General features: G+C 67.5%; 24 protein-coding genes. 11 read left to right on the forward strand and 13 right to left on the reverse strand.

Translation table 11 applies throughout. From position 1 onward, the window contains the following. The first annotated feature begins 10 nt into the window (after positions 1-10). Together LG299_RS15805 and LG299_RS15810 are read left to right on the forward strand one after the other, a co-directional pair. The gene (locus LG299_RS15805; RefSeq protein WP_404431936.1) at positions 11-340 is read left to right on the forward strand and encodes an MTH1187 family thiamine-binding protein; all 330 of its coding nucleotides are present in this window, start codon (positions 11-13) and stop codon (positions 338-340) included. A gap of 5 nt (positions 341-345) precedes the next feature. After that, entirely contained in the window at positions 346-1,110 is a 765-nt protein-coding gene (locus tag LG299_RS15810) for an NUDIX domain-containing protein (RefSeq protein WP_404431938.1), read from the forward strand. A gap of 1 nt (position 1,111) precedes the next feature. Here the strand turns inward: LG299_RS15810 and LG299_RS15815 are convergent, their stop codons facing one another. Then, a complete protein-coding gene (locus LG299_RS15815) occupies positions 1,112-2,317 on the reverse strand; it encodes a homoserine O-acetyltransferase (protein ID WP_404431940.1) in 1,206 nt (401 codons plus the stop codon). 103 nt (positions 2,318-2,420) lie between these two features. On the opposite strand from LG299_RS15815, the gene LG299_RS15820 reads away from it, so the two are divergent. Both LG299_RS15820 and LG299_RS15825 read left to right on the forward strand, forming a co-directional pair. Further along, positions 2,421-3,374: a hypothetical protein gene (locus LG299_RS15820; protein ID WP_404431942.1), complete on the forward strand. Its 954-nt coding sequence runs from the start codon at positions 2,421-2,423 to the stop codon at positions 3,372-3,374. 75 nt (positions 3,375-3,449) lie between these two features. Then, the gene (locus tag LG299_RS15825) at positions 3,450-4,145 is read left to right on the forward strand and encodes an SDR family NAD(P)-dependent oxidoreductase (RefSeq protein ID WP_404431944.1); all 696 of its coding nucleotides are present in this window, start codon (positions 3,450-3,452) and stop codon (positions 4,143-4,145) included. A gap of 17 nt (positions 4,146-4,162) precedes the next feature. Here the strand turns inward: LG299_RS15825 and LG299_RS15830 are convergent, their stop codons facing one another. Together LG299_RS15830 and LG299_RS15835 are read right to left on the reverse strand one after the other, a co-directional pair. Further along, positions 4,163-5,182, reverse strand: a complete 1,020-nt coding sequence (locus LG299_RS15830) for a DUF2332 domain-containing protein (protein ID WP_404431946.1) — start codon at positions 5,180-5,182, stop codon at positions 4,163-4,165. Positions 5,183-5,262: 80 nt separating this feature from the next. Next, positions 5,263-6,585, reverse strand: a complete 1,323-nt coding sequence (locus LG299_RS15835; RefSeq protein ID WP_404431948.1) for a bifunctional o-acetylhomoserine/o-acetylserine sulfhydrylase — start codon at positions 6,583-6,585, stop codon at positions 5,263-5,265. A 129-nt stretch (positions 6,586-6,714) separates the two neighbouring features. Here LG299_RS15835 and LG299_RS15840 point away from each other — a divergent pair, with 129 nt between their 5' ends. Genes LG299_RS15840 through LG299_RS15855 form a run of 4 tightly spaced genes read left to right on the forward strand, consistent with a single transcriptional unit; the run spans position 6,715 to position 9,696 of the window. Continuing rightward, on the forward strand, positions 6,715-7,500 hold the full coding sequence (locus tag LG299_RS15840; protein ID WP_404431950.1) for an SDR family oxidoreductase: 786 nt from the start codon (positions 6,715-6,717) through the stop codon (positions 7,498-7,500). Continuing rightward, positions 7,497-8,366 (forward strand): metal-dependent hydrolase, encoded by an 870-nt coding sequence (locus LG299_RS15845; protein WP_404431952.1) that lies wholly within the window; start codon positions 7,497-7,499, stop codon positions 8,364-8,366. The genes LG299_RS15840 and LG299_RS15845 overlap by 4 nt, the downstream gene beginning before the upstream one ends. A 13-nt stretch (positions 8,367-8,379) precedes the next feature. Next, complete coding sequence (locus LG299_RS15850; RefSeq protein WP_404431954.1) at positions 8,380-9,075, forward strand: uracil-DNA glycosylase; 696 nt, start codon at positions 8,380-8,382, stop codon at positions 9,073-9,075. Positions 9,076-9,084: 9 nt separating this feature from the next. Further along, on the forward strand, positions 9,085-9,696 hold the full coding sequence (locus LG299_RS15855) for a GNAT family N-acetyltransferase (RefSeq protein WP_404431956.1): 612 nt from the start codon (positions 9,085-9,087) through the stop codon (positions 9,694-9,696). Here the strand turns inward: LG299_RS15855 and LG299_RS15860 are convergent. From LG299_RS15860 to LG299_RS15895, 8 genes are all read right to left on the reverse strand, one after another. After that, on the reverse strand, positions 9,655-10,011 hold the full coding sequence (locus LG299_RS15860) for a protealysin inhibitor emfourin (RefSeq protein WP_404431958.1): 357 nt from the start codon (positions 10,009-10,011) through the stop codon (positions 9,655-9,657). The genes LG299_RS15855 and LG299_RS15860 overlap by 42 nt on opposite strands. Beyond that, positions 9,992-11,059, reverse strand: coding sequence for a M4 family metallopeptidase (locus LG299_RS15865; RefSeq protein ID WP_404431960.1), 1,068 nt, complete (start codon positions 11,057-11,059; stop codon positions 9,992-9,994). The genes LG299_RS15860 and LG299_RS15865 overlap by 20 nt, the downstream gene beginning before the upstream one ends. A gap of 37 nt (positions 11,060-11,096) precedes the next feature. Further along, complete coding sequence (locus LG299_RS15870; protein ID WP_404431963.1) at positions 11,097-11,915, reverse strand: ABC transporter ATP-binding protein; 819 nt, start codon at positions 11,913-11,915, stop codon at positions 11,097-11,099. After that, positions 11,915-12,703 carry an ATP-binding cassette domain-containing protein gene (locus LG299_RS15875; RefSeq protein WP_404431965.1) on the reverse strand — a complete coding sequence of 263 codons (789 nt, stop codon included), beginning with the start codon at positions 12,701-12,703 and terminating at the stop codon, positions 11,915-11,917. Before LG299_RS15875 ends, LG299_RS15870 begins: the two co-directional genes overlap by 1 nt. Further along, positions 12,700-13,629 (reverse strand): ABC transporter permease, encoded by a 930-nt coding sequence (locus LG299_RS15880; RefSeq protein ID WP_404431967.1) that lies wholly within the window; start codon positions 13,627-13,629, stop codon positions 12,700-12,702. Before LG299_RS15880 ends, LG299_RS15875 begins: the two co-directional genes overlap by 4 nt. Then, complete coding sequence (locus tag LG299_RS15885) at positions 13,626-14,576, reverse strand: ABC transporter permease (RefSeq protein ID WP_404431969.1); 951 nt, start codon at positions 14,574-14,576, stop codon at positions 13,626-13,628. The genes LG299_RS15880 and LG299_RS15885 overlap by 4 nt, the downstream gene beginning before the upstream one ends. After that, positions 14,573-16,075 carry an ABC transporter substrate-binding protein gene (locus tag LG299_RS15890; RefSeq protein ID WP_404431971.1) on the reverse strand — a complete coding sequence of 501 codons (1,503 nt, stop codon included), beginning with the start codon at positions 16,073-16,075 and terminating at the stop codon, positions 14,573-14,575. The genes LG299_RS15885 and LG299_RS15890 overlap by 4 nt, the downstream gene beginning before the upstream one ends. A gap of 143 nt (positions 16,076-16,218) precedes the next feature. After that, positions 16,219-17,166 carry an alpha/beta fold hydrolase gene (locus LG299_RS15895; protein ID WP_404431973.1) on the reverse strand — a complete coding sequence of 316 codons (948 nt, stop codon included), beginning with the start codon at positions 17,164-17,166 and terminating at the stop codon, positions 16,219-16,221. A gap of 47 nt (positions 17,167-17,213) precedes the next feature. Between LG299_RS15895 and LG299_RS15900 the strand changes: the two genes are divergently transcribed. The 3 genes from LG299_RS15900 to LG299_RS15910 are packed head-to-tail and all read left to right on the forward strand — an operon-like array spanning position 17,214 to position 18,911. After that, the gene (locus LG299_RS15900) at positions 17,214-17,690 is read left to right on the forward strand and encodes a carboxymuconolactone decarboxylase family protein (RefSeq protein ID WP_404431975.1); all 477 of its coding nucleotides are present in this window, start codon (positions 17,214-17,216) and stop codon (positions 17,688-17,690) included. Beyond that, complete coding sequence (locus LG299_RS15905; protein WP_404431977.1) at positions 17,687-18,415, forward strand: tyrosine-protein phosphatase; 729 nt, start codon at positions 17,687-17,689, stop codon at positions 18,413-18,415. The genes LG299_RS15900 and LG299_RS15905 overlap by 4 nt, the downstream gene beginning before the upstream one ends. Before the next feature lie 37 nt (positions 18,416-18,452). Beyond that, positions 18,453-18,911, forward strand: a complete 459-nt coding sequence (locus tag LG299_RS15910; protein WP_404431979.1) for an SIP domain-containing protein — start codon at positions 18,453-18,455, stop codon at positions 18,909-18,911. On the opposite strand, the gene LG299_RS15915 is transcribed toward LG299_RS15910, so the two are convergent. Both LG299_RS15915 and LG299_RS15920 read right to left on the reverse strand, forming a co-directional pair. Beyond that, complete coding sequence (locus LG299_RS15915; RefSeq protein WP_404431981.1) at positions 18,895-19,380, reverse strand: Fe-S oxidoreductase; 486 nt, start codon at positions 19,378-19,380, stop codon at positions 18,895-18,897. The two genes, LG299_RS15910 and LG299_RS15915, sit on opposite strands and share 17 nt — an antisense overlap. Then, the gene (locus tag LG299_RS15920) at positions 19,377-20,198 is read right to left on the reverse strand and encodes an arginase family protein (protein WP_404431983.1); all 822 of its coding nucleotides are present in this window, start codon (positions 20,196-20,198) and stop codon (positions 19,377-19,379) included. Before LG299_RS15920 ends, LG299_RS15915 begins: the two co-directional genes overlap by 4 nt. Position 20,199 lies beyond the last annotated feature (1 nt).

Consider the following 20,199-nt stretch of genomic DNA (forward strand, 5'->3'; position numbering starts at 1 on the left):
GGCTGGGCGCATGCTCGTCGCCTTCTCTGTTGCACCCAGTGGTTCGCCTCGGTCGGGCGGAGAGCCTTCGCCCGGGGCATCCGTTCACGATGCCGTCGCCGCCGCGGTGCGCGTCGTCCGCGAGAGCGGCCTGCCGCACCGCACGACCTCGATGTTCACCGAGATCGAGGGGGAGTGGGATGACGTGTTCGACGTCGTCAAGCGCGCAACCGAGGCAGTGATTCCCTTCGGCTCACGAGTCTCGCTCGTGCTCAAGGCCGACATCCGCCCCGGGTGGACCGGCGAACTCGACGGCAAGGTTCAGCGTCTCGAGAACGCACTCGACGCGCACGAGGACTGAGTCCAGTGGACGATTCTTCGCCCGCTGCCCGCACCCTGCGGGCACTCGCTGATGCCGTCGGAGAGTCTCGGCCGCGGCATCCGGCTGACGGAACAGATCCGGCCGTCCCCGTAGCGGGAACGGTCGTGATCGTGCGCGACGGAGCTCACAGCGCAGAGGTGCTCATGATCGAGCGGCCTGATCGAGGCTCGTTCGCGGGGGCGTGGGTCTTTCCCGGCGGCAAGCTCGAAGACGATGACCGCGTGGAGGGCGACGAAGCGAAATCCGCGCGGCGCGCGGCGGCGCGCGAAACACACGAAGAGACCGGATTGGTAGTGGACGCCGCCACCTTGGTTCCGCTGTCGTGCTGGGATCCGCCGCCAGGCCTGCCGTTGCGCATTCGCACCTGGTTCTTCCTCGCTGAAGATCCCGGCGGAGCGCAGACGCTCGCCCCGGACGAGGTCGTCGCGGCCCAGTGGGTGCGCCCGCTCGACATGCTCGCTCGCCACGGTCGCGGTGAGGTCACCCTGTACCCGCCCACGTGGGTCACGCTGCACGAACTCGGTGTTCAGCCGAACGCCGCCGCGCTGCTGGGTGCCGCGAGCCTGCGGGGAGTTGAGCACTTCGAGACGGTGGGTCGGCGCGGAGCCGAGGGCCCGATGATGCTGTGGCAGGGAGATGCCGAGTATGCGGACGCTGGCCTGGGTGGGGCATCCCGCCATCGTCTGGAAATCGGCGCTCTCCCGTGGACCTACCGACGAGCTGACCTACCCGAAGGCCGATCCGGCTGAGTCAGCTCGCGAGCAAGCGCCGTAAGTGCGCGCCCACGGTGTGCGTCTCGATGAGGAACCCGTCGTGGCCGAAGTCGCTGACGAGCACGACTGCTTCGTTTCCGTCGAGAGTGTTCGGGATTCCGCGGGCGATTCGGTGCTGCCCGTCGATCGGGAACAACCGGTCGCTGTCGATTCCGAGGACGAGCGCCGTTGCGGTGACGGCGGCCAGCGCGTCGTCGACGCCACCGCGGTCTCGGCCGACGTCGTGCGAGTTCATCGCTTCGACCAGGCGGATGTAGGTGTTCGCATCGAAGCGGCGCGTGAACTTGTTGCCGTGGAAGTCGAGGTAGCTCTCCACCGCGAAGCGCCCACCGTGCCCGAACGGACTCACGTCGGACTGCCACGTCCGTTGAAACCGCTGGTTCAACTCGGTCGGGGAGCGGTAGTTGAGCAGCGCCATGCGACGTGCCAGAGCAAGGCCACGGCTCGGCCCCGCGCCGTCGCCGGCGTCGTAGTACTCGCCGCCCTGGAACCTCGGATCGATACCGATCGCCTCGAGCTGCACCGAGTTGAGTGCAATCTGGTCGGCCGTGTTGACGGGTGGAGCGGAGAGGATTCCGACCCGGCTCACCCGGTCGGGGAGGCCGGCGGCCCACTCAAGCGCGTGCATGCCACCCATCGATCCGCCCACGACAGCTGCCCAGACATCGATGCCGAGGCTGTCGGCGAGGCGCGCTTGGGCTGTGACCTGGTCGCGGATCGTGAGGTACGGAAAGCGGGAGGCCCATTCGTAGCCATCCGGCGCGATGCTGGCGGGTCCGGTTGACCCCTGGCATCCGCCGAGCATGTTCGGGGCCACCACGAACCATCGGTCTGTGTCGATTGGTCCGCCCGGGCCGACGATGTCTTCCCACCAGCCCGAAGTCGGGTGGCCAGGCCCCGCGGGTCCGCGCACGTGGCTGTCGCCGGTGAGAGCGTGCAGCACGAGGACCGCATTGTCGCGGGCAGGATTCAGCTCGCCCCAGGTCTCGTACGCGATGCGGAACGCGGGCAGACTCGCACGGCTTTCGGTGCGAAACGACCCGAAGGTCGCGAAGTGGCGAGCCCCGGCGGGGTCGCCGTCACGCCACGCACCGGTCGCCGGCGGGCGGCCCAGGAGCAGACGCGCGTCGGCCTCGGTCACCGGTGCTGACGGCACGGTGTCTTCGGAGGTCTGCCAGTCCATGCCTGCCATTCTCGCCGGTCGGTGGCGCAGGGCGGCCCCGTGTTACGTGGCGCGCGTGCACGGAGGCGCTGCGGCTGTCCGAGGCCCGCGTTACCGTGTGCGTATGGACGAAGTGGTCGAGTACCTGCGCAGCGGTGATCCGGCGATCAGGTGGCAGGTGCTGCGCGACCTGACGGATGCATCGGCAGACGACATCGCCCGCGAGCGCGCTCGCGTTGCGGACGAAGGTTGGGGTGCGCAGCTGCTGGCCGAACAGTCCGCGGATGGCCGCTGGGACGGCGGCACCTATCGGCCGGGGTGGGCCGATGAGAGCCGACCGTTCTTCGACGCGTGGACCGCCACCCACTTCTCGCTCCAGCAACTCATGGACTTCGGCATCGACCCGGGCGACCCGCGCGTGCGGGCGGCGATAGCGCGCGTTCGCGAGAACGTGCGCTGGGAACACGACAACGAACCGTATTTCGAGGGCGAGACCGAGCCGTGCATCAATGGCACCGCGCTCGCGGTGGCCGCCTATTTCGGTGAAGACGGCCACGCGATCGCCGAGACCCTCCTGGCCAGCCAGTTGCCCGACGGGGGCTGGAACTGCTGGGACGAAGACGGCACGAGTGCGTCGTCTTTCCACTCGACGATCTGCGCCCTCGAGGGCCTGTGGGCGTGGGAGCAATCGGGCACCGTGCAGGATCCGGATGCCGCGGCCACCACCCGCCGTCGCGGCGAGGAGTATCTGCTCGAGCGCTCGCTCCTGCGGCGCGTCTCCAATGGTGCCCTGATCGACCCCCGCTTCGGGATGGCGTCCTATCCCGTGCGCTGGTACTTCGACTACCTTCGTGCGCTGGAGTACTTCCGCCTCGCGCGGCCCGAGGGTGATCCGCGGTGTGGTGAGGCGGTCGCTTTGCTGCGGAGTGCTCAATTGCCGATGGGTCTGTGGAGCCTCGAACTCACCCATGAAGGGCCGAGACTCTTCAGCTTCGAGCAAGAGGGTGAGGGGCGCCCGAGCCGGTGGGTCACGCTGCGCGCGCTGCGCGTTCTGAGATGGGCGGACTCTTGGGCCTAGAGGTGTGGCGGGGATTTCGTCGATCCGGCCCGAGTGCCCTCGCCGTCGGCACAGAATGGCGGCGGAGGAACACCTATGGCTCGGTACCTGATCATCGCTGCATCCAGTGACATTGGCGCAGCGACCTGTGATCTCTTGCGCTCTGCCGGTCACGTGGTGATCACGACGGCCCGCGCTTCCGGCCCTGACGTCGATATCCTGCTCGATGCGAGCGACTTCGCCGCGGTCGAGCGGGCGTTCACCGAGGCCGGACCGATCGACGGGGTCGCCTGCTTCGCCGGGTCGATGGTGCTCAAGCCCGCGCACCTGACCAGCCGCGAGCAGTACGACGACGTCGTCGCCGCATCACTCACCACCGCGTTCGCGACCGTCCGGGCGGCGGGGCGTCACATGCGAGGTGGCGGCTCTGTGGTGCTCGTCTCGTCCGCCGCCGCGCTTGCGGGCCTGTCGAACCACGACGCGATCGCCGCGGCGAAGGCCGGAGTCGTTGGCCTCACGCTCTCGGCAGCGTCGAGTTACGCCGCGCAGGGATTGCGGATCAACGCGGTGGCGCCAGGCCTCACCCAGACGAAGTTGACCGCAGCGCTGACGGCGACGGAGGGATCGCGCAAGGTGTCGGAGGGGATGCATGCCATTGGCCGACTCGGTACCCCCGAGGATGTCGCTCGCGGTGTGGTGTTTCTGCTGGATTCGGCGAACGACTGGATCACCGGTCAGGTGCTCGGAATCGACGGCGGACTGTCAAGCCTGCGCCCAAAAGTGCGCGGCTGACCCGTCCGCAGAACCAGTCACTCGGCGAACGATCGCGTCTCGTAGACCGCTCCGTGGCTTCCCGCGAGCGCGATCGGTCGACCGTTCCAGGTCTGGATGAAACGCCCGCGGGGTGTGACGTTCGCGGGAAGATGCTCATCGATCGCCGGCAGGGTTCCGGAGCTCTCGTTGGAGAGCCACACGACGCGGCGCCCGATCGCGTCGCCGAGTCCGGCCATGATCTCCGCGAACTTCTGTCGCCCTGTGAAGTCGAGGTAAAGCAGTACGGCGCTGTGGAAGATCACTATTGTGGCGTCCGCGGGAGCTGCGGATGCCGCATCCGTCACCGTTTCAAGCAGGTCACCACGAACGATCTCGGGCGGATCCGCACTTACCAGCGCCGCCCCCGCACGCAACCGTGTCACACGTGCATCATGGTCGGGGCCAGGCCACACGAGCGTCGCGAGCCAGTCGATCGCTGCCGGGTCGCTGACATCGATCGGGTTCAGATCGATCCCGCATCGCCAGACGATTTCGGGCATGCGCGTGGGGACGGATGCGTCATCGTCGAGCAGGCACGCGAGTTCCACCCTGCTCGGTCCGGTCGCCGGGTCCCACCGTCGCGGGCCGGAGGGAGTGGCGTAGTCGACGCTGTACCGGTCGGGGTAGAGGCAGAGCCCTGCGGCGGTACCCACCTCGAGGAGGGCGATCGGGCCGTCGATCCGCGAGAGCGGCGGCAACCACGTCGCACAGCGGCCGACCTCGTTGGTTTGCGTCGATCGCGTGGAGCCCGTCGCCACGATGTCAGTCCAATGCGCGAGGAACCAGTCCCTGGTCTGGACGAAAGGCACGAGCGGAGCGCCGACCCACCGTGCCGAAGCAAAGAGCAGGTTGGGCTGCTGCAAGGCCCGCGGGAGCGTCGCGATACGCCCGACGAACTCAGGATCCGACGCAATGCTGATCGCCCACTCTTCATAGAGTGGCGACGTCCTTCGCGCCCATTGCCGTCCGAAGTCGTCGTAGAACGCGGCGATGCGGGAGGTCTCTGCGTCGTCCACGCCCCCAATGTACGCGCGCTCACACGGACGGATGCCCCGGCCCTTGTGGGGCCGGGGCATCTGGTCCCTTGCACGGGGAATTACGCGCGAGCTGCCTCCGACACGCGGCGGGCAGCAGCGAGCGCCTGCTCGAGGTCTGCCTTGAGGTCCTCGATGTTCTCGAGCCCGACCGACAGGCGCACGAGGCCCGGCGTCACACCTGTGGTGAGCTGCTGCTCAGGAGTGAGCTGGGAGTGCGTGGTCGATGCGGGGTGGATCACCAGCGAGCGCACATCACCGATGTTGGCGAGGTGGCTGAACAGGGTGAGCGAGTTGACGAACTCGCGGCCGGCCTGAACGCCGCCCTTGAGTTCGAACGACAGCACCGCGCCGACGCCCTTGGGTGCGTATTGGTTCGCTTTCGCGTACCAGGGCGAGGTGGGCAGGCCGGAGTAGTTGACGGACGCGACGTCCTCATGGTTTTCGAGCCACTCGGCGATCTCCTGCGCGTTCTGCACGTGACGCTCGATGCGCAGCGACAGCGTCTCGATGCCCTGGATGAGTAGCCAGGCGCTCTGCGGGGCGATCGCGGCACCGAGGTCGCGCAGCAACTGCACGCGCGCCTTGATGATGTACGCCAGCCCATCGCCGACGGCGGCGGTGTAGGACGCACCGTGGTAGCTCGGGTCGGGAAGCGTGAGACCGGGGAACTTGTCGACGTTCTTCGACCACTCGAACGTTCCGCCATCGACGATGACGCCGCCGATGACCGTGCCGTGACCGCCGAGGAACTTCGTGGCGGAGTGGACGATGATGTCGGCGCCGTGCTCGAACGGCTTGATCAGGTATGGCGTCGCGATCGTGTTGTCGACGATCAACGGGATGCCGTTCTCGTGCGCGACATCGGCGACGAGGCGGATGTCGAGGATGTTGATCTTCGGGTTGCCGATCGTCTCAGCGAAGAACAGCTTCGTGTTCGGGCGCACTGCCGCCGCCCACTCGGCCGGGTCGTCCTGGTTCTCGACGAAGGTCGTCTCGATGCCCAGCTTGGCGAGGGTGTACTTGAACAGGTTGTAGGTACCGCCATAGATCGACGACGACGAGACAATGTGGTCGCCAGCCTCGGCGATGTTGAGGACTGCGAAGGTCTCGGCGGCCTGTCCGCTGGCCACCAGCAGTGCGCCCGTGCCGCCTTCGAGGGCGGCCACGCGCTCTTCGACGACCGCCTGGGTGGGGTTCTGGATGCGGGTGTAGATGTTTCCGAACTCCGCCAGAGCGAAGAGGTTCGCCGCGTGGTCGGCGTTGTCGAAGACGTAGGAGGTCGTCTGATAAATCGGTGTGGCGCGCGCCTTGGTCACCGGATCGGGCTGTGCGCCGGAGTGGATCTGCCTGGTCTCGAAGCGCCAGTTCTCGGGTGCGGACATCGTGTGCTCCTGCGTGTTCGGTGGCCTGGACCCAGATGTCGTCGGCCGAATTCGACAGTACGCAGACCCCGTGTTGCCGGCAACGGCAGGGAAATGTGACGTAACCTCCCGCGCGGGTAGCGTGTAGCCATGATGAAGAGGCGTGCCGTGGTGACCGGCGCTAGTTCGGGTATCGGTGAGGCGACGGCGCGAGCGTTGCGTACGCGGGGGTGGGATGTCGTCGCGGTCGCGCGGCGGGCAGATCGACTCGCAGCGCTGGAGGTGGAGACGGGCGTGGCGGCGTTCGCCGCCGACCTCACGAATAGCGCAGATATCGACGCGCTCGCGGCGTGGCTGGCTGAGACCGGCCCCGTGCATGCGCTGGTGAACGTCGCAGGCGGCGCGAGAGGGGCTGACCGCGTGGAGGACGCCCAGGCCGCAGACTGGCAGTGGATGTTCGAGGTGAACGTGCTGTCCGTGCAGCGACTGGTCGCCGCCATCCTTCCCCAACTGCGGGATGCGGCCGCCGCCGACGGCCACGCCGACACCGTGTTCGTCACCTCGACGGCCGCTCAGATCGCCTACGCGAGTGGGGCGGGGTATAACGCCACGAAGGCGGGCGAAGCGATGATCGCCCATGCCCTCCGGCTCGAACTGAACGGTGAGCCGATCCGCGTCGTGGAGATCGCACCGGGGATGGTCTACACCCCCGAGTTCACCGTCAACCGGCTTCGCGGCGACCAGAACGCCGCCGAGCTCGTCTATGACGGCGTCGAGGCGCCGCTCACGGCCGCCGACGTCGCCGATGTCATCGGCTATGCCCTAGATGCTCCGGCGCACGTCAACCTCGACCTCATCACCATGCGTCCCGTCGCTCAGTCTGCCCAGCACCTCCTCGCGCGCGGCCCGCTGACGGTGCGCGGTCTTCAGCAATGACCATCGACCACGCGACGGTCGTTCTCTACCCGTCGGGGCAGACCTCGTCCGTGGGAACGGTCGTCCATCTGGCCGACGCGGGCGACGGACGCACAGCGGTCGTGCTCGATCAGACCGCGTTCCACCCCGTCGACACGGCCTGGCCAGATCAGCCCAGCGACCGAGGAACCCTGGTGCTTTCGGACGACTCGACCATCGACATCGTCGAAGCGGTTGTCGGCGCGAGCAATGGAGACGAGTTCTTGCTCGGCCGTGACGTCTCGGTGCGTACCGGCACGGAAGGGTGGACGTTCGTCGTCGCTCATCTCGTCGAGGGCGCAGCCATCAGCAAGGGCGACACCATCCGGGTCGAAGCCGATGTCGAGTATCGCGCCGCGCTTTCTGCGGGTCACACCGCCTGCCATCTCGCCTCGCTTGCTCTGGACGCGGCGCTCGCGGGCGCTTGGCGCAAGGACGCGCCGACCGACGCGCTGGGCGCGCCGGGATTCGACGCCCTCGCGACTCAGGAATCGCGGATCGTCCCGCTCGGGTCGCGCGATGTCTACCGGATCGGCAAATCGTTGCGGCGAAAGGGGTTCGATCCGGCGGTACTGGACGACCTCGACGCCGTCGCGAGCCGAGCGAACCTGCTACTCGCCGAGTGGATCGCCGCCGGGGGCGACGCGCACATCGAGTGCGACGGTCCGGGGCTCGCCGATCGGCGAGCCTGGGTGTGCGCCCTGCCCGGGGCCACTGTGCGCATCCCGTGCGGCGGAACGCACGTAGCATCCCTCGCCGACCTCTCCGCCGTCACGGTCTCGCTCACCTCCACAACGGTGGAGGGCGGGCTCGAGGTCGTCATGAGCACCGTCGCGATACCCGCCTAGCGCGGACCACCTCATGGCGATGACGCTCCGTGAACTTGCCGAGGCCGGCCTCGTCGACCCGGCGTGGGCCGAGGCGCTCCAACCCGTCGCGACAGACCTTGCGAGCCTGGGCGAGAAGTTGCGGGTCGATGTCTCCGCGGGCCATCCCTACCTTCCGAGCGGCGACCGTGTGCTGCGGGCATTTCAGCGGCCGCTCGACGGCGTGAAGGTGCTGATCGTCGGGCAGGACCCCTACCCGACGCCGGGGCATCCGATCGGTCTGTCGTTTGCCGTCGAGCGCGATGTGCGGCCGCTCCCGCGGAGTCTGACGAACATCTATCGCGAGCTCGAATCCGACCTGGGCGTTCCGCCGGCCGCGCACGGTGACCTGTCATCGTGGAGCGACCAGGGCGTGATGCTGCTCAATCGCGTACTGACGGTCGCGCCGGGCAAGCCCGCGTCCCACCGCGGTTGGGGGTGGGAGAAAGTGACCGAACACGCCATCCGCACGCTGGTCGCTCGCGACAAGCCCCTCGTCGCCATTCTCTGGGGGAAGGATGCGGCGAGCCTGAAGCCTCTGCTCGGCACGACAGCCATCATCGAGTCCGCGCATCCGTCCCCGCTGTCCGCCCATCGCGGATTCTTCGGCTCACGCCCTTTCTCACGCGCGAACGACCTGCTGGTCGAGCGCGGCGCGGCGCCCGTCGACTGGCGAATCGACCCCGCGTAGGCTGTCGGAATGCTCGAGGAGGAATACGACCGCGACAAGCGCAAGCTTCCTCGTCATCTGCGCCGCCAGCCCGCACCCGAGCCCGCCTTCGCGTTCGAGATCCGCCCAGTAGAAACCCGCGATATTCCCGACATCCGCGAAATCTACAACTACTACGTCACGAACTCGGTCGTGACCTTCGACGAGAAGAAGTGGACGCTGGCGCAGTGGCGCGAAAAGATCGAGAAGCTGCAGAAGCTGGGGCTGCCGTTCATCGTCGCGCAGTCACCGTCGGGTCAGATCCTCGGCTACGCCCTCGTCCAACCGATGTCGAGCAAGAGCGCGTACCGGTACAGCGTCGAAAACTCGATCTATCTCGGTCAGGCGGCCACCGGCAAGGGCCTCGGAAAAGCGCTCCTAGTCGCGCTGATCGAGGCGTGCGAGCAGGCGGGCATCCGCGAGATGGTCGCAGTGATCAGCGACAAGGGGGCCGAAGCATCCGTCGCCCTCCACGAAAAGCTCGGATTCGTCGAAGTCGGCCGCATGGGCCGGGTCGGCTTCAAGTTCGGCCGCTGGCTCGGCACGATCTACCTGCAGAAGTCACTCAAGCGTGCGGGGCGGCGACGGCTTTTCGGTCGATAGGCGCGCCCAGTTTCTGACCGCGTCGACGAGATCACGCCACGCGCCGACAACCTCGTCCTCCGCCAGCTCGGCCTCATGCTCGGGCTCGTCGGCGCACCGCGCGCGAATGCGCCAGAGGAATCGATCGGCGCCGGGAGCAGCATCCGCAGCCGTTCGATCGTCCCACGGGCAGCGTTCGATCATGCTGTGCCACGTGGATGCTTCGTCCTCCGGTGGCTCGGCCCGCCACTCGCGGCGCAGCCCCGCTATACCGCCCGTGCGGGTGACAGCAACCGTCACCGGCGGCGGGGGCGCCTCATAGCACGACGGATTCATCAGGGTCAATCCCGACGCCTGCCCACCCTGCGCGGACGGCTTCGGCCTCCTCAGAATCCTCACCGTACTCCGCCTCGGCCACCCGCACTGTCGTGGCGGCGAACTCGGCGAAGTCGGGCGTGGTGCCCAATTCGCCCGATGTCAGCGTGCGGTACCAAACCAAACCGGCGCGTTCCCACGCCGCGCCACTGAGGGCGACGGCGGTGAGGTAGAACGCGTGATTCGGGATGCCGGAGTTTATGTGAACCCCGCCGTTGTCGTCCGTCGTCACGACGAAGTCGCGCATGTGGGCCGGTTGGGGGTCGCGCCCGAGCACGTCGTCGTCGTACGCGGTGCCGGGCGCTGCCAGTGAGCGCAGGGCGTCTCCTTGCACGGCGTCCGTGAACAGCCCCTCGCCGACCAGCCAGGTCGCTTCTTCGCTCGTCTGGCCGAGGTGGTGCTGCTCGGTGAGGACGCCGAACACGTCGGCGACCGACTCGTTGAGCGCCCCGGACTGGTTACGGTACGCCAGCCCGCCCGCGGCATCGATCACGCCGTGTGAGAGTTCGTGCGCGATGACCGACAGCGACCCGGTGAACCCGGCGAACACCTCGCCGTCACCGTCGCCGAACACCATACGTTCGCCGTTCCAGAACGCATTGTCGTAGTCCTGGCCGTAGTGCACTGTGGCAAGAAGCTGCCCCCCGGCACCATCGATAGCGTTTCGAGCAAACGCATCCCAAAAGAAGTCGAAGGTCGCGCCGAGCCCATCGAAGGCTTCATCAGCGGCCGCGTCGCCCGTCGCGGGGTCTTCTTCGCTGCGCACGCGTACGCCCGGCAGTCGCTCGCGCTGCTGGGCGTCAGAGATCGTCCGGTCGGGGGCGGGCGCCGTTTCAGCGACCAGCGAACCGTCTTCGTCGATCGACAGACGCAGCCGCGTGCGCACCGGTCGGTACGTGCGGGGGGCCGCGAGCGTGGCTCGCGCCGCTCGGGCGGCGTGCGCCCAAGAAGGCTCTTGCACCGAGGCGATGCGAGCGAGCAGATACGGGGGAATGATCGCGTGAACCATGCTTTGAGGCTAACCCCGACCCGCGACAGTGTCTGCCTCAGACGCCGCCCGGATCGATCACCGGAATCGAGGCGAGCAACCGCCGGGTGTAGGCCACCTGAGGTTGCATCAGCACCTTCTCGGTGGGCCCGTCCTCGACGATGCGCCCGTCCTTCATCACGACGACTTCGTCGCAGAGGTTCTGCACGATACCGATGTCGTGCGAGACCATTACGAGGGTGAGCCCGTCGCGCTGCCGGAGTTCGGTGATGAGCGCCAGAATCTGCGCGCGCACGGTGACATCGAGCGCCGACAGCGGCTCGTCGCCCACGAGGACGCGGGGGCGATGCACGATCGCTCGCGCGAGCGCGATGCGCTGGCGTTGGCCGCCGGAGAATTCGTGCGGGAACCGGTCGGCCATGCTCGCCTCGAGCCCGACGTCTTCGAGCACCTCGCGCACGCGGGCACGACGGTCGCCGTCGATCCCGAGAGCCCAGAGGGGTTCGCCCACGATGCGGCCCACGCTCATACGCGGGTCGAGCGATGCGTACGGGTCTTGGAAGACCATGCCGGTCTCGCGGCGGAGCCAATGCAACGATCTCGCGGAGGCCGCGGCATCCACTTTCCGTCCGTCGAACTCGACCGTTCCGGCTGTGGGAGTGTCCAGTCCCAGCAGGAGCCGCACGAGCGTCGACTTGCCCGAGCCTGACTCGCCGATGATGCCCACCGATGTGCCCGCAAAAACGTCGAGGTCGGCATCTTCGAGCGCGGTGGTGAAGGCCTTCGGCCCGAAGAGTCTGGTCTTGGGTGCCGGGTAGCGGCGGGTCAACCCGCGTGCTCTGATCAGCGGCTGGGCACCGCTCGTGGACGAAGCCATCAGTCCACACCCCCAGGTCGCCACAGCGTCGCTGTGGCGTCGCGCAGCAAGCCCTGCGTGATGGGCGAGGTGGGCGCGGTGAGCAACTGAGAGACCGGGGCAGCCTCGACGACCCGCCCGTCTTCGAGCACGACGCCGAAGGTGGCGATTTGCGACAACACGGCGAGGTCGTGGGTGATGAAGACGAGCGACATCCCGTCGTCTTGCACGAGCGAGAGCAGCAGCGCGAGGATCTCGGCCTGGATCGTCACGTCCAACGCCGTCGTCGGTTCGTCGGCGATCAGCAGCCGTGGGCGGCACGCCAGAGCCATCGCGATCGCGACACGCTGGCGCTGTCCGCCCGAGAGCTGATGGGGGTAACGAGCGATGATCTTTTCGGGGTCAGGAAGAGCGACGCGGGATGCTTCGGCCACCGCGCGGGCCGCGGCATCCTTCTTCGACAATCCTTCGTGAATGCGAACCGACTCGGCGATCTGACGACCGACCGTACGAATGGGGTTGAGCGCGGTGCGGGGTTCTTGGAAGACGATGCCGATCTCGTCGCCGCGCAGCTCTGCCAGTTCGCGATCGTCGAGGCCGAGCAATTCTCGACCGTTCCACCGGATCGACCCGCCCGCCACCGCGCCGTCGGGGAGCAACCCCAAGATCGCCAGGGCAGTGAGGGACTTGCCCGAACCGGACTCTCCGATCAGGCCTACGCGTGCGCCGTCGGGCACCTCGAACGAGACGCCGTCGACGACGCGGCGACCGCCGATGTCGATCGTGAGGTTCTGAACTTCGAGGCTCATGCGACAACCTCCGGAACGTGCGCCATCCGGGGCGTCGACCTGGTCAACGTCGGGTCGGTGGCCTCGCGCAGGCCATCGCCGAGGAGGTTCAGTCCCAGGACTGTGATCGTGATCGCCAGCCCGGGCCACAGCACCGAGAGGGGATAGACCGAGATGTACTGCTGCAGTTGTGCGAGCAGAAGACCCCAGGAGGGCTCGGTGACCGGGGCGCCGAACCCGAGGTACGACAGGCCGGCCTCGGCCAGGACCGCGACGGCCATAGCCCACGAGAGCTGCACGATGAACACCGGCGCGACGTTGGGCAGAAGGTGGCGCACGAGGTTCTGAGCTGCGGTCAGGCCTGAAGCGCGCCCCGCGAGCACGAAGTCGCTGTGCAAGACGCGCCGAAGCTCGGGGCGCGTGACGCGGGCAACGTTCACGCCGAAGCCGATTCCGACAGACCAGATCACGACCCAGAGCGACCCGCCCCAGACGGTCGAGATCATCATGGCGATGATGAGCACCGGGAACGCGATCAGAATGTCGACGAACACCGCGACCGACTCGCGCACCCAGCGGGCCGTCAGTGCGCCGAGTGCCGCCAGGGTGACTCCGATCACCGTGGCGACGATTCCGGCGCCGACCGCGACGAACACGGTCGTGCGCGCGCCCGCCATGATCAGGCTCAGGATGTCTCGGCCCGACCCATCCGTACCCAAGATGTGCGGCCAGCCCGGTGGCGCCCAGCGGTTCGGGATGTTCACCTGCGCGGGGTCGAACGGTGTCCAGAAGTTCGCGAGGATCGCCGTGATCAGAATCGCCAGGACGACGATGATGCCGAATCGCCCCGTGGACAGCGCCCAGAGTCGGCCCAGCCACGCCCAGCGCGACGGCGCGCGGTGCACGGCTTCGGATTGAGGGGGGCCGGTCGTGCGGGAGCCGGTCATGTCGCCTCCCTCTGTCGCGGGTCGATGAGGCGGTGGAAGAGGTCGACGATGAACCCGACGATCAGCACGAAGCCGGTGAGCACCAGCAGTTCGCCCTGCACCTTCAACAGATCGCGTCCCGAGACATCGGCCACCAGCATCCGGCCGATTCCGGGCAGATTGAACAACTGCTCGATGACGACGGCGCCGACGATGATGCCGGCGACCTGAAGGCCGAGCACCGTGATGACCGAAAGGCCAACGACGGGCAGACCATGGCGGATGAGCGCGGTGTTGCGAGTGAGACCCTTCGCCGCCGCGGTACGCACGAAGTCCTGCCCGACGGCCTGCAGCGTCGCCGAACGGACGAACCGCATGAGCATGGCACCCTCGACGATGCCGATCGTGAGAGCGGGGAGAATCAGGGCCTTCAGCGCCAGCCACGGCGTCGACCACCCCGTGCGAGGGAACCCCTGCGCGGGTAGCCAGCCCAGCCACACGGCGAAAACGACAACCAGCATCATTCCGGCCCACACCACGGGCACGGCTGCGAGCGTCTGCGCGCCGACGCTCAGCGCGGTGCCGTCTGCGCGTCCGCGGCGCATGGCCGAGAGCACTCCCAGCGGAACGCTGAAGAGCACGGCGATCGTGAGGGCCAGGACGCCGAGGGGCACGGTGACCTGCGCCTTTTCGGCGAGTTCGGCCGCGACGCTCGATCCGGTGATCTGCGATGTTCCGAGATCACCGCGGAAAACTCCGCCGATCCATTCGAAATATTGCGTGGGGAGGGGTTGGTTCAAGCCCAGCCGCTCCCGGATCACCGCGATCTGTTCCGGAGTGCTGTTCACCCCGGCGATGAGCTGAGCGACATCGCCGGGCAGAACACGCAGTGTGACGAAGATCAGCACGCTGGCGACGAGCAGGCCCAGCGCAAGCAGGGCCAGTCGCGTCAGCGCGTACCTGATCACCTCTTGGTGAGCTCTGCCAGGTCGAGACGCTCGTTCACGTTGATCGAGGGCATACCCGTGATGCTACTGCCCACGGCTACGACCGATGCTCCGCTGAAGAGCCAGTCGCCGGCGGCGTCTTCCGAGACGATGCGGGCGGCTTCGGCGAGGAGTTCGGCCGCTTCGGCTTCGTCGGTGGCCGCGAGCGACTGGGCGTAGAGATCCTGCACCTCGGCGTTGTCGTAGGTGAAGTAGTAGTCGGGGTTCGCCCAGTTCTCGAAGTCGCGCGCTTCGGTGTGCAGGACGAAGCTCAGGTCGTAGTCCTGGTTGATGTAGACGTCGTTGAGCCACGTCGGGAAGTCGACCGCGTTGACCTGCAGAGTGATGCCCACCGCGTTGAGGTTCGACACGAGGATCTGCGGGATCGTCGTGGAGTAGAAGTTCGGGATCGTGAGCGTCAGTTCGAGGTCTTCAACGTCGGCCTCGGCCAGCAACGCCTGCGCAGCCTCGACATCGAAGGGGGCTACGTCTGCGAGGTCTTCGTGACCCGGGTCGAGCTCGGGGATGGGCCCGAAAAGAGTCGATCCAGAGGCATCCGCTTCGACGAACGCCTCGTGGTCGATCGCGTGACGGATCGCCTGGCGCACGCGCTGGTCAGCGAGCGGGCCGGAGGTCTGGTTGAACGCGAGCGTGCCCTTGTCGGTGGATTGCCCGAGCTCTACCGTGAAGCCGCCATCTGCTTCGATCTGCTCAGTGAGGTTCGCGTCGAAACCGGTGACGACATCGACTTCACCGGCGAGGGCGGCGTTGAGGGCGGCCTGATTGTCGGGGATGTAGTCGAAGACGACCTCGGCGACCTGCGCGGCGTCGCCCCAGTAGGCGTCGTTGCGGGTGTAGGTGATGCTGTCACCCTGACGCCACGTGTCGAGCACGAACGGCCCGGTGCCGTTGGCCGCGGTCTTGTAGTCGACGGTGTCACCCTCTTTGAGGATGATGCCCGCACGCCCGGTGAGGTTCCACAGCAGGCTCGAGTCGGGCTCGGTGAGCGTCAGGGTGATCTCTTGGCCATCCGCTGTGATCGACGCGACATTCGCCAGGCGGGCGGAGTCGCGCCACCCGGGGGTGTCCTTGCGGGTCTGCAGCGACCATACGACGTCCTGCGGGGTGAGTTCCTGACCGTCGTGGAAGACCACGCCCTCACGCAGGGTGAAGGTGTAGGTCAGCGCATCCGACGAGATCGTCCAGTCCGACGCGAGTCCGGGGACGATCTCCTGTTCGGGGGTGCGCGACACCAGGCCCTGGTAGATGTTGTCGACGAGGATCTGGTCGAGAGCCGCGCCCGCGGTCTCGCGGATGTCGAGGTTGCCGGGTTCGAGTACGAGCCGGATGATCGCGGACGCGTCAGGGTCGGGCTCACCGGTGTTCGACGGTGTCGGGGTCGTGCCGCCGGTGCAGGCGGAGAGCACGAGCGCTCCGGCCGCGAGCAGGGCTGCTGCCGCAAGAGAAGTGCGACCGAACATGGTGTGTCCTTTCGGGGTGCATCCGCGTGCTGTGCGGGATGCCAGTGCCTCGGGTGACCGGCAAAGAGAGCCGGTGCGGTTCATAAGCCTAGAGAACGGTGCGCGCCGGGCTTGCACCGCGTACTCACAACGCAACAGAAGCGTTAATCCTTCCCGGCGCGCTCGCGGAGCATTTCGCCCAGCGGTAGGGGAATCTCTTCTTGCACGTTGTGTCCGGTCGGGACGACGACGACGGATGCCTCGGGCAGACGTGCGGCGAAGGCTTCAGCATCCGCCTCCGTCACATACCCATGGTCTCCGCGAATCAGCGTGAGCGGGGCGGCGACGCCCGCGAGGTCTTGCCAGCCGGACTCACCGAGCACCGCAGAGACGGCGTCTTGCTTCGCATCCTGAGCCTGCGCAGCCTCGGGGTGTGCGCTCATCATGTTCGCAAGGTGGGCGAAGTGGTGCTTCCATTCGACACGGCCGTCGGGGCGGACGCGGGAGTTGAAGTACACGCCGCGGGCAGCCGCCTTCGGTGAGCCGCCCAGCCCGAACGACAGCGCGCGCTCGACGAGCTCTTCGCGCGAGGCCCAGTCGGTCGGCCCCGCGAAGAACTGGCGGATCTGACTGGCTCCGCCGTTCGGGTCGATGCCGGGGGTGATGTCGATCACGACGAGTTCGCGCACGAGATCAGGACGGGAGGCAGCAGCGGCAGCAGCAGTAAGCCCTCCGAGCGACTGCCCGACGAGGAGCTGCGGGCCTTCGGTCCAGGCATCCATCCCGACGATCACATCAGCCGCAAGCGGCCGGGCGACGTAAGCCATGTCTTCCCGCCAGGACGAGTCGCCGTGCCCGGGGAGGTCGATCGCGAGCGCGGGAAGGCCCAGCGCGAGGATCGTGGTGTCCCACGTGTGGGCATTCAGTCCGGCGCCGTGCAGGAAGGTCACCACGGGCGTGCCCTCGCCATACCGCAGGGCGCTGAGGGTGCGGCCATCCGGAAGGCCGACGGCAATGCGCTCGCCGCGGGGGAGAGGAGCAGTGATGCCGGCGTCGGCGGCCTGCTCGGCCAGGAACGAGAACTCATCGATGGGATCGCTCACGGCATCCATTGTCTCTCACGACGCGACCACCGACGCGCCGTCGGTACGCTGGAACAATGACCGAACAGGCACGCGTTCATCTCGCCAAGTCCGCCCGTGGTGCGTACGACACTCTGGATGCGTTTGCCAAGACGGTCGGAGAACTCAGCGCCGAAGCGGGGATCGACCCCCGGCTCAAGGAGCTCGTTCAGATCCACGCGTCGCAATTGAACGGCTGCGCCTACTGCGTCCGCGTACACGTCGACCGTGCGATTGCGGCGAGCCTGGACGCCGACCTCATCGCTCAGCTGCCGACCTGGCGCGAGTCCGGTGTGTTCACCGAGCGCGAGCGTGCCGCGCTCGAGCTCACGGAGGCGTTCGTGTTCATCCACGAGGGCGGAATCCCCGACGATGTGTACGACCGCGTCGGGGGCGTGCTGAGCGAGCAGGAGTACGTCGCGCTCAGTTGGCTGCTGGTATCGATCAACGCGTTCAACCGCGTCGCGATCGCCGGCCGCTACCCGGTGCCTCCGCGGCGAAACGCGCAGGCGTGACGACCCGGGACTCTGACGGGCCGCGAGTCAGCGGGGTTTCGAACTTCCGTGACATCGGCGGTCTTCCGGCGGGACCGACCGTCACACGGGCGGGCGTCCTGTTCCGTTCGGGAAACCTCGCTCGGCTCGACGACGACGGCCGAGGGGCACTCCGGGCTCTCGGCATCCGGCGCATCATCGACCTGCGCGCCGACGAAGAGATCGCCTATGCCCCGAGCCGCATCGATGGCCTCGACGTGCAGACGCAGCGGGTGCCGCTGTTCACCGGCTCGGTGTCGTCGATGTTCGAAGAAGACCTCACGCTCGCCGAGATGTACCGCCGCATCGTCGATGGCTCGGCGCCTCGGGTCGTGGAGGTCATCCGCGGGCTTCTGGTCGATCAGCCGGTCGTCGTCCACTGCACCGTGGGCAAGGATCGCACCGGAGTGACGATCGCGATCGCGCTCGCCGCAGCCGGGGTCGATCACGCGGCGATCATCGCCGACTACGCCCGCACAGAGGTGCTCCTGTCGGAGGCGCGCAACCGGCACATTCTGGAGTACCTGCGGCTGCAGCATCCGGATGCTGTCAACGTTCGCGACCTCGCGACTCGGTCGCCGGCCGAGGTGATGCGGGCGCTCTTGGACGGCTTGACGGAACGATACGGATCGGCCGGGGAGTACCTGCAGGCGCACGGGGTGAGCGAGGACGAACTCCGCGAGCTCCAGCGAGTTATGCTCACCTAAGTTAGGCAAGCCTTCGCTCAGGTATACTGGAGCTCTCATGGATCTCGCCGAGCACACCGCAGCCACATGTCGCGCATCGCGCCACACACGTGTGCAACACCTGATCACGGCCGACGAATCGTCGGTCGTCGATCTCGAGTTGCTCGCCGCGACTTTGCCGATCTGTTCGACCGGTCGAGTTTTCATCGAGATTCCGGATGCCTCGTTCCACGCCGACATCGCCATGCCCGCGCGCATGACCGTGACCTGGCTCGATCGGTCGCAGCGTACCGGAGACCCCGGAACCGGTCGTGGATGCGTTCCTGGTCAGGCCATCGCGCGCGCGGTGAACGCCTGGGCGGACGAGATGTTCTGCGACGGTGAGGACGAAACCCGCATCCACCTGCTGGGTGGCTACCTCGGCACGGCCGACATCGTCGACCACCTGGTCGAGATGGGCATCCGTCCGGACGTCATCGCGACTCCCGAGCGTTTCGGACTCACTCCCGCTCGGTGACTTTCCGCCCGCGCGGTCGTGGCCTCGGCACGTAGTTGCCGTCCTCGAGCCCTGCTTCGATTTCGAACCAATTGCGGAGTGGGTTCCTCCCTGCGATGGCGTACATCAGCGGCATGAGAAAGCCGTAGGTGCGCCATTGGCGAGCGTGGACGGCCTCGTGTCGCAGGACGAGATCGCTTGGGCGCACTTCGCCCGTCAGGAAACAACCGCCCACGCAGACTCCGCCGCGCCCGAACGCCCACTGGGGCATACCGCCGAAGACCCACAGCCCTTCGCGCTTCTCCACCCGACCGGTGCTCCAGATCGTCCCCCACACCCAGCCCACCGCAGTCCCGTACCAATAGCCCACGAGGCTGATGGGGGAGTTCAGGAGGAAGGGCGGGATGAATCGATCGATGCGGCTACCGCGTTCCCGCGCGCGTTCGGCGTCTTCATGCCACGTCACCGGCGGGGTGGGGATCGGACTCACGCGAGCGCTCCCACGATGCGCAGAATCGCGCCGAGGTCGTCGATGGCCGCGGCTGCGGATGAGGGGGCGAAACCGGCGAGGCTGGAGCCCACCAGGGGGACCTGCTCGCGAAGTCGCGCGATCACGGCAAGAAGGTCGGCGGGTTGCACGCCGAACGGCACTGCCGAGGTCACTCCGGTGAAGGCTGACGGGTCGAGGACGTCGAGGTCGACGTGCACGTAGACCGCGTCGGCTCCGGTCGCGGCGACGGCGATGGCCAGGGCGTCGGGGGACGCGAGCGCGTCTGCGGTCAGGACACGGATGCCGCGCCCTTCTGCCATCGGAACTTCTGCGTCGTCGAACTCGCGGGCGCCTGCCAGCACCACGCGACCTGGGGGAATGACACCGGTCGGCACGGACAACTCGCCAGGGCCTTCGCCGAGGACGGCGCGCAGCGCCATGCCGGAGAAAGCTCCGGTCACCGTCGACGTGGGGGCATGAAGGTCGGGATGAGCGTCCAGCCACACGACCGCGAGGTTCGGATGCTGACGGGCGGCGTGTGCGATGCCCCCCACCGCGACACCGCAGTCGCCACCGACGATGAGCGCAGGTTCTGCGACGGAAGCGAGTGCATCGTCGAGCAGGTGTCGCGTGCGAAGCAGGGCGCTGTAGCGGTGCACGCCGGTGCCGGCCGCGTCGCCCGCTTCGAGCGGAACCTCCACGGTGGTGCACGCGGAACGAGGAAGGTCGCCCGCGATCGCCTGAGCTCCGTCGACAAGTTGCATCGCACGAGACGAGGGGGATCCCTGCCACTGCGGGACGATCACGAAGCGGGTCATG

The organism is Microbacterium lacus (assembly GCF_044794305.1).
Lineage (GTDB): Bacteria > Actinomycetota > Actinomycetes > Actinomycetales > Microbacteriaceae > Microbacterium > Microbacterium lacus_B.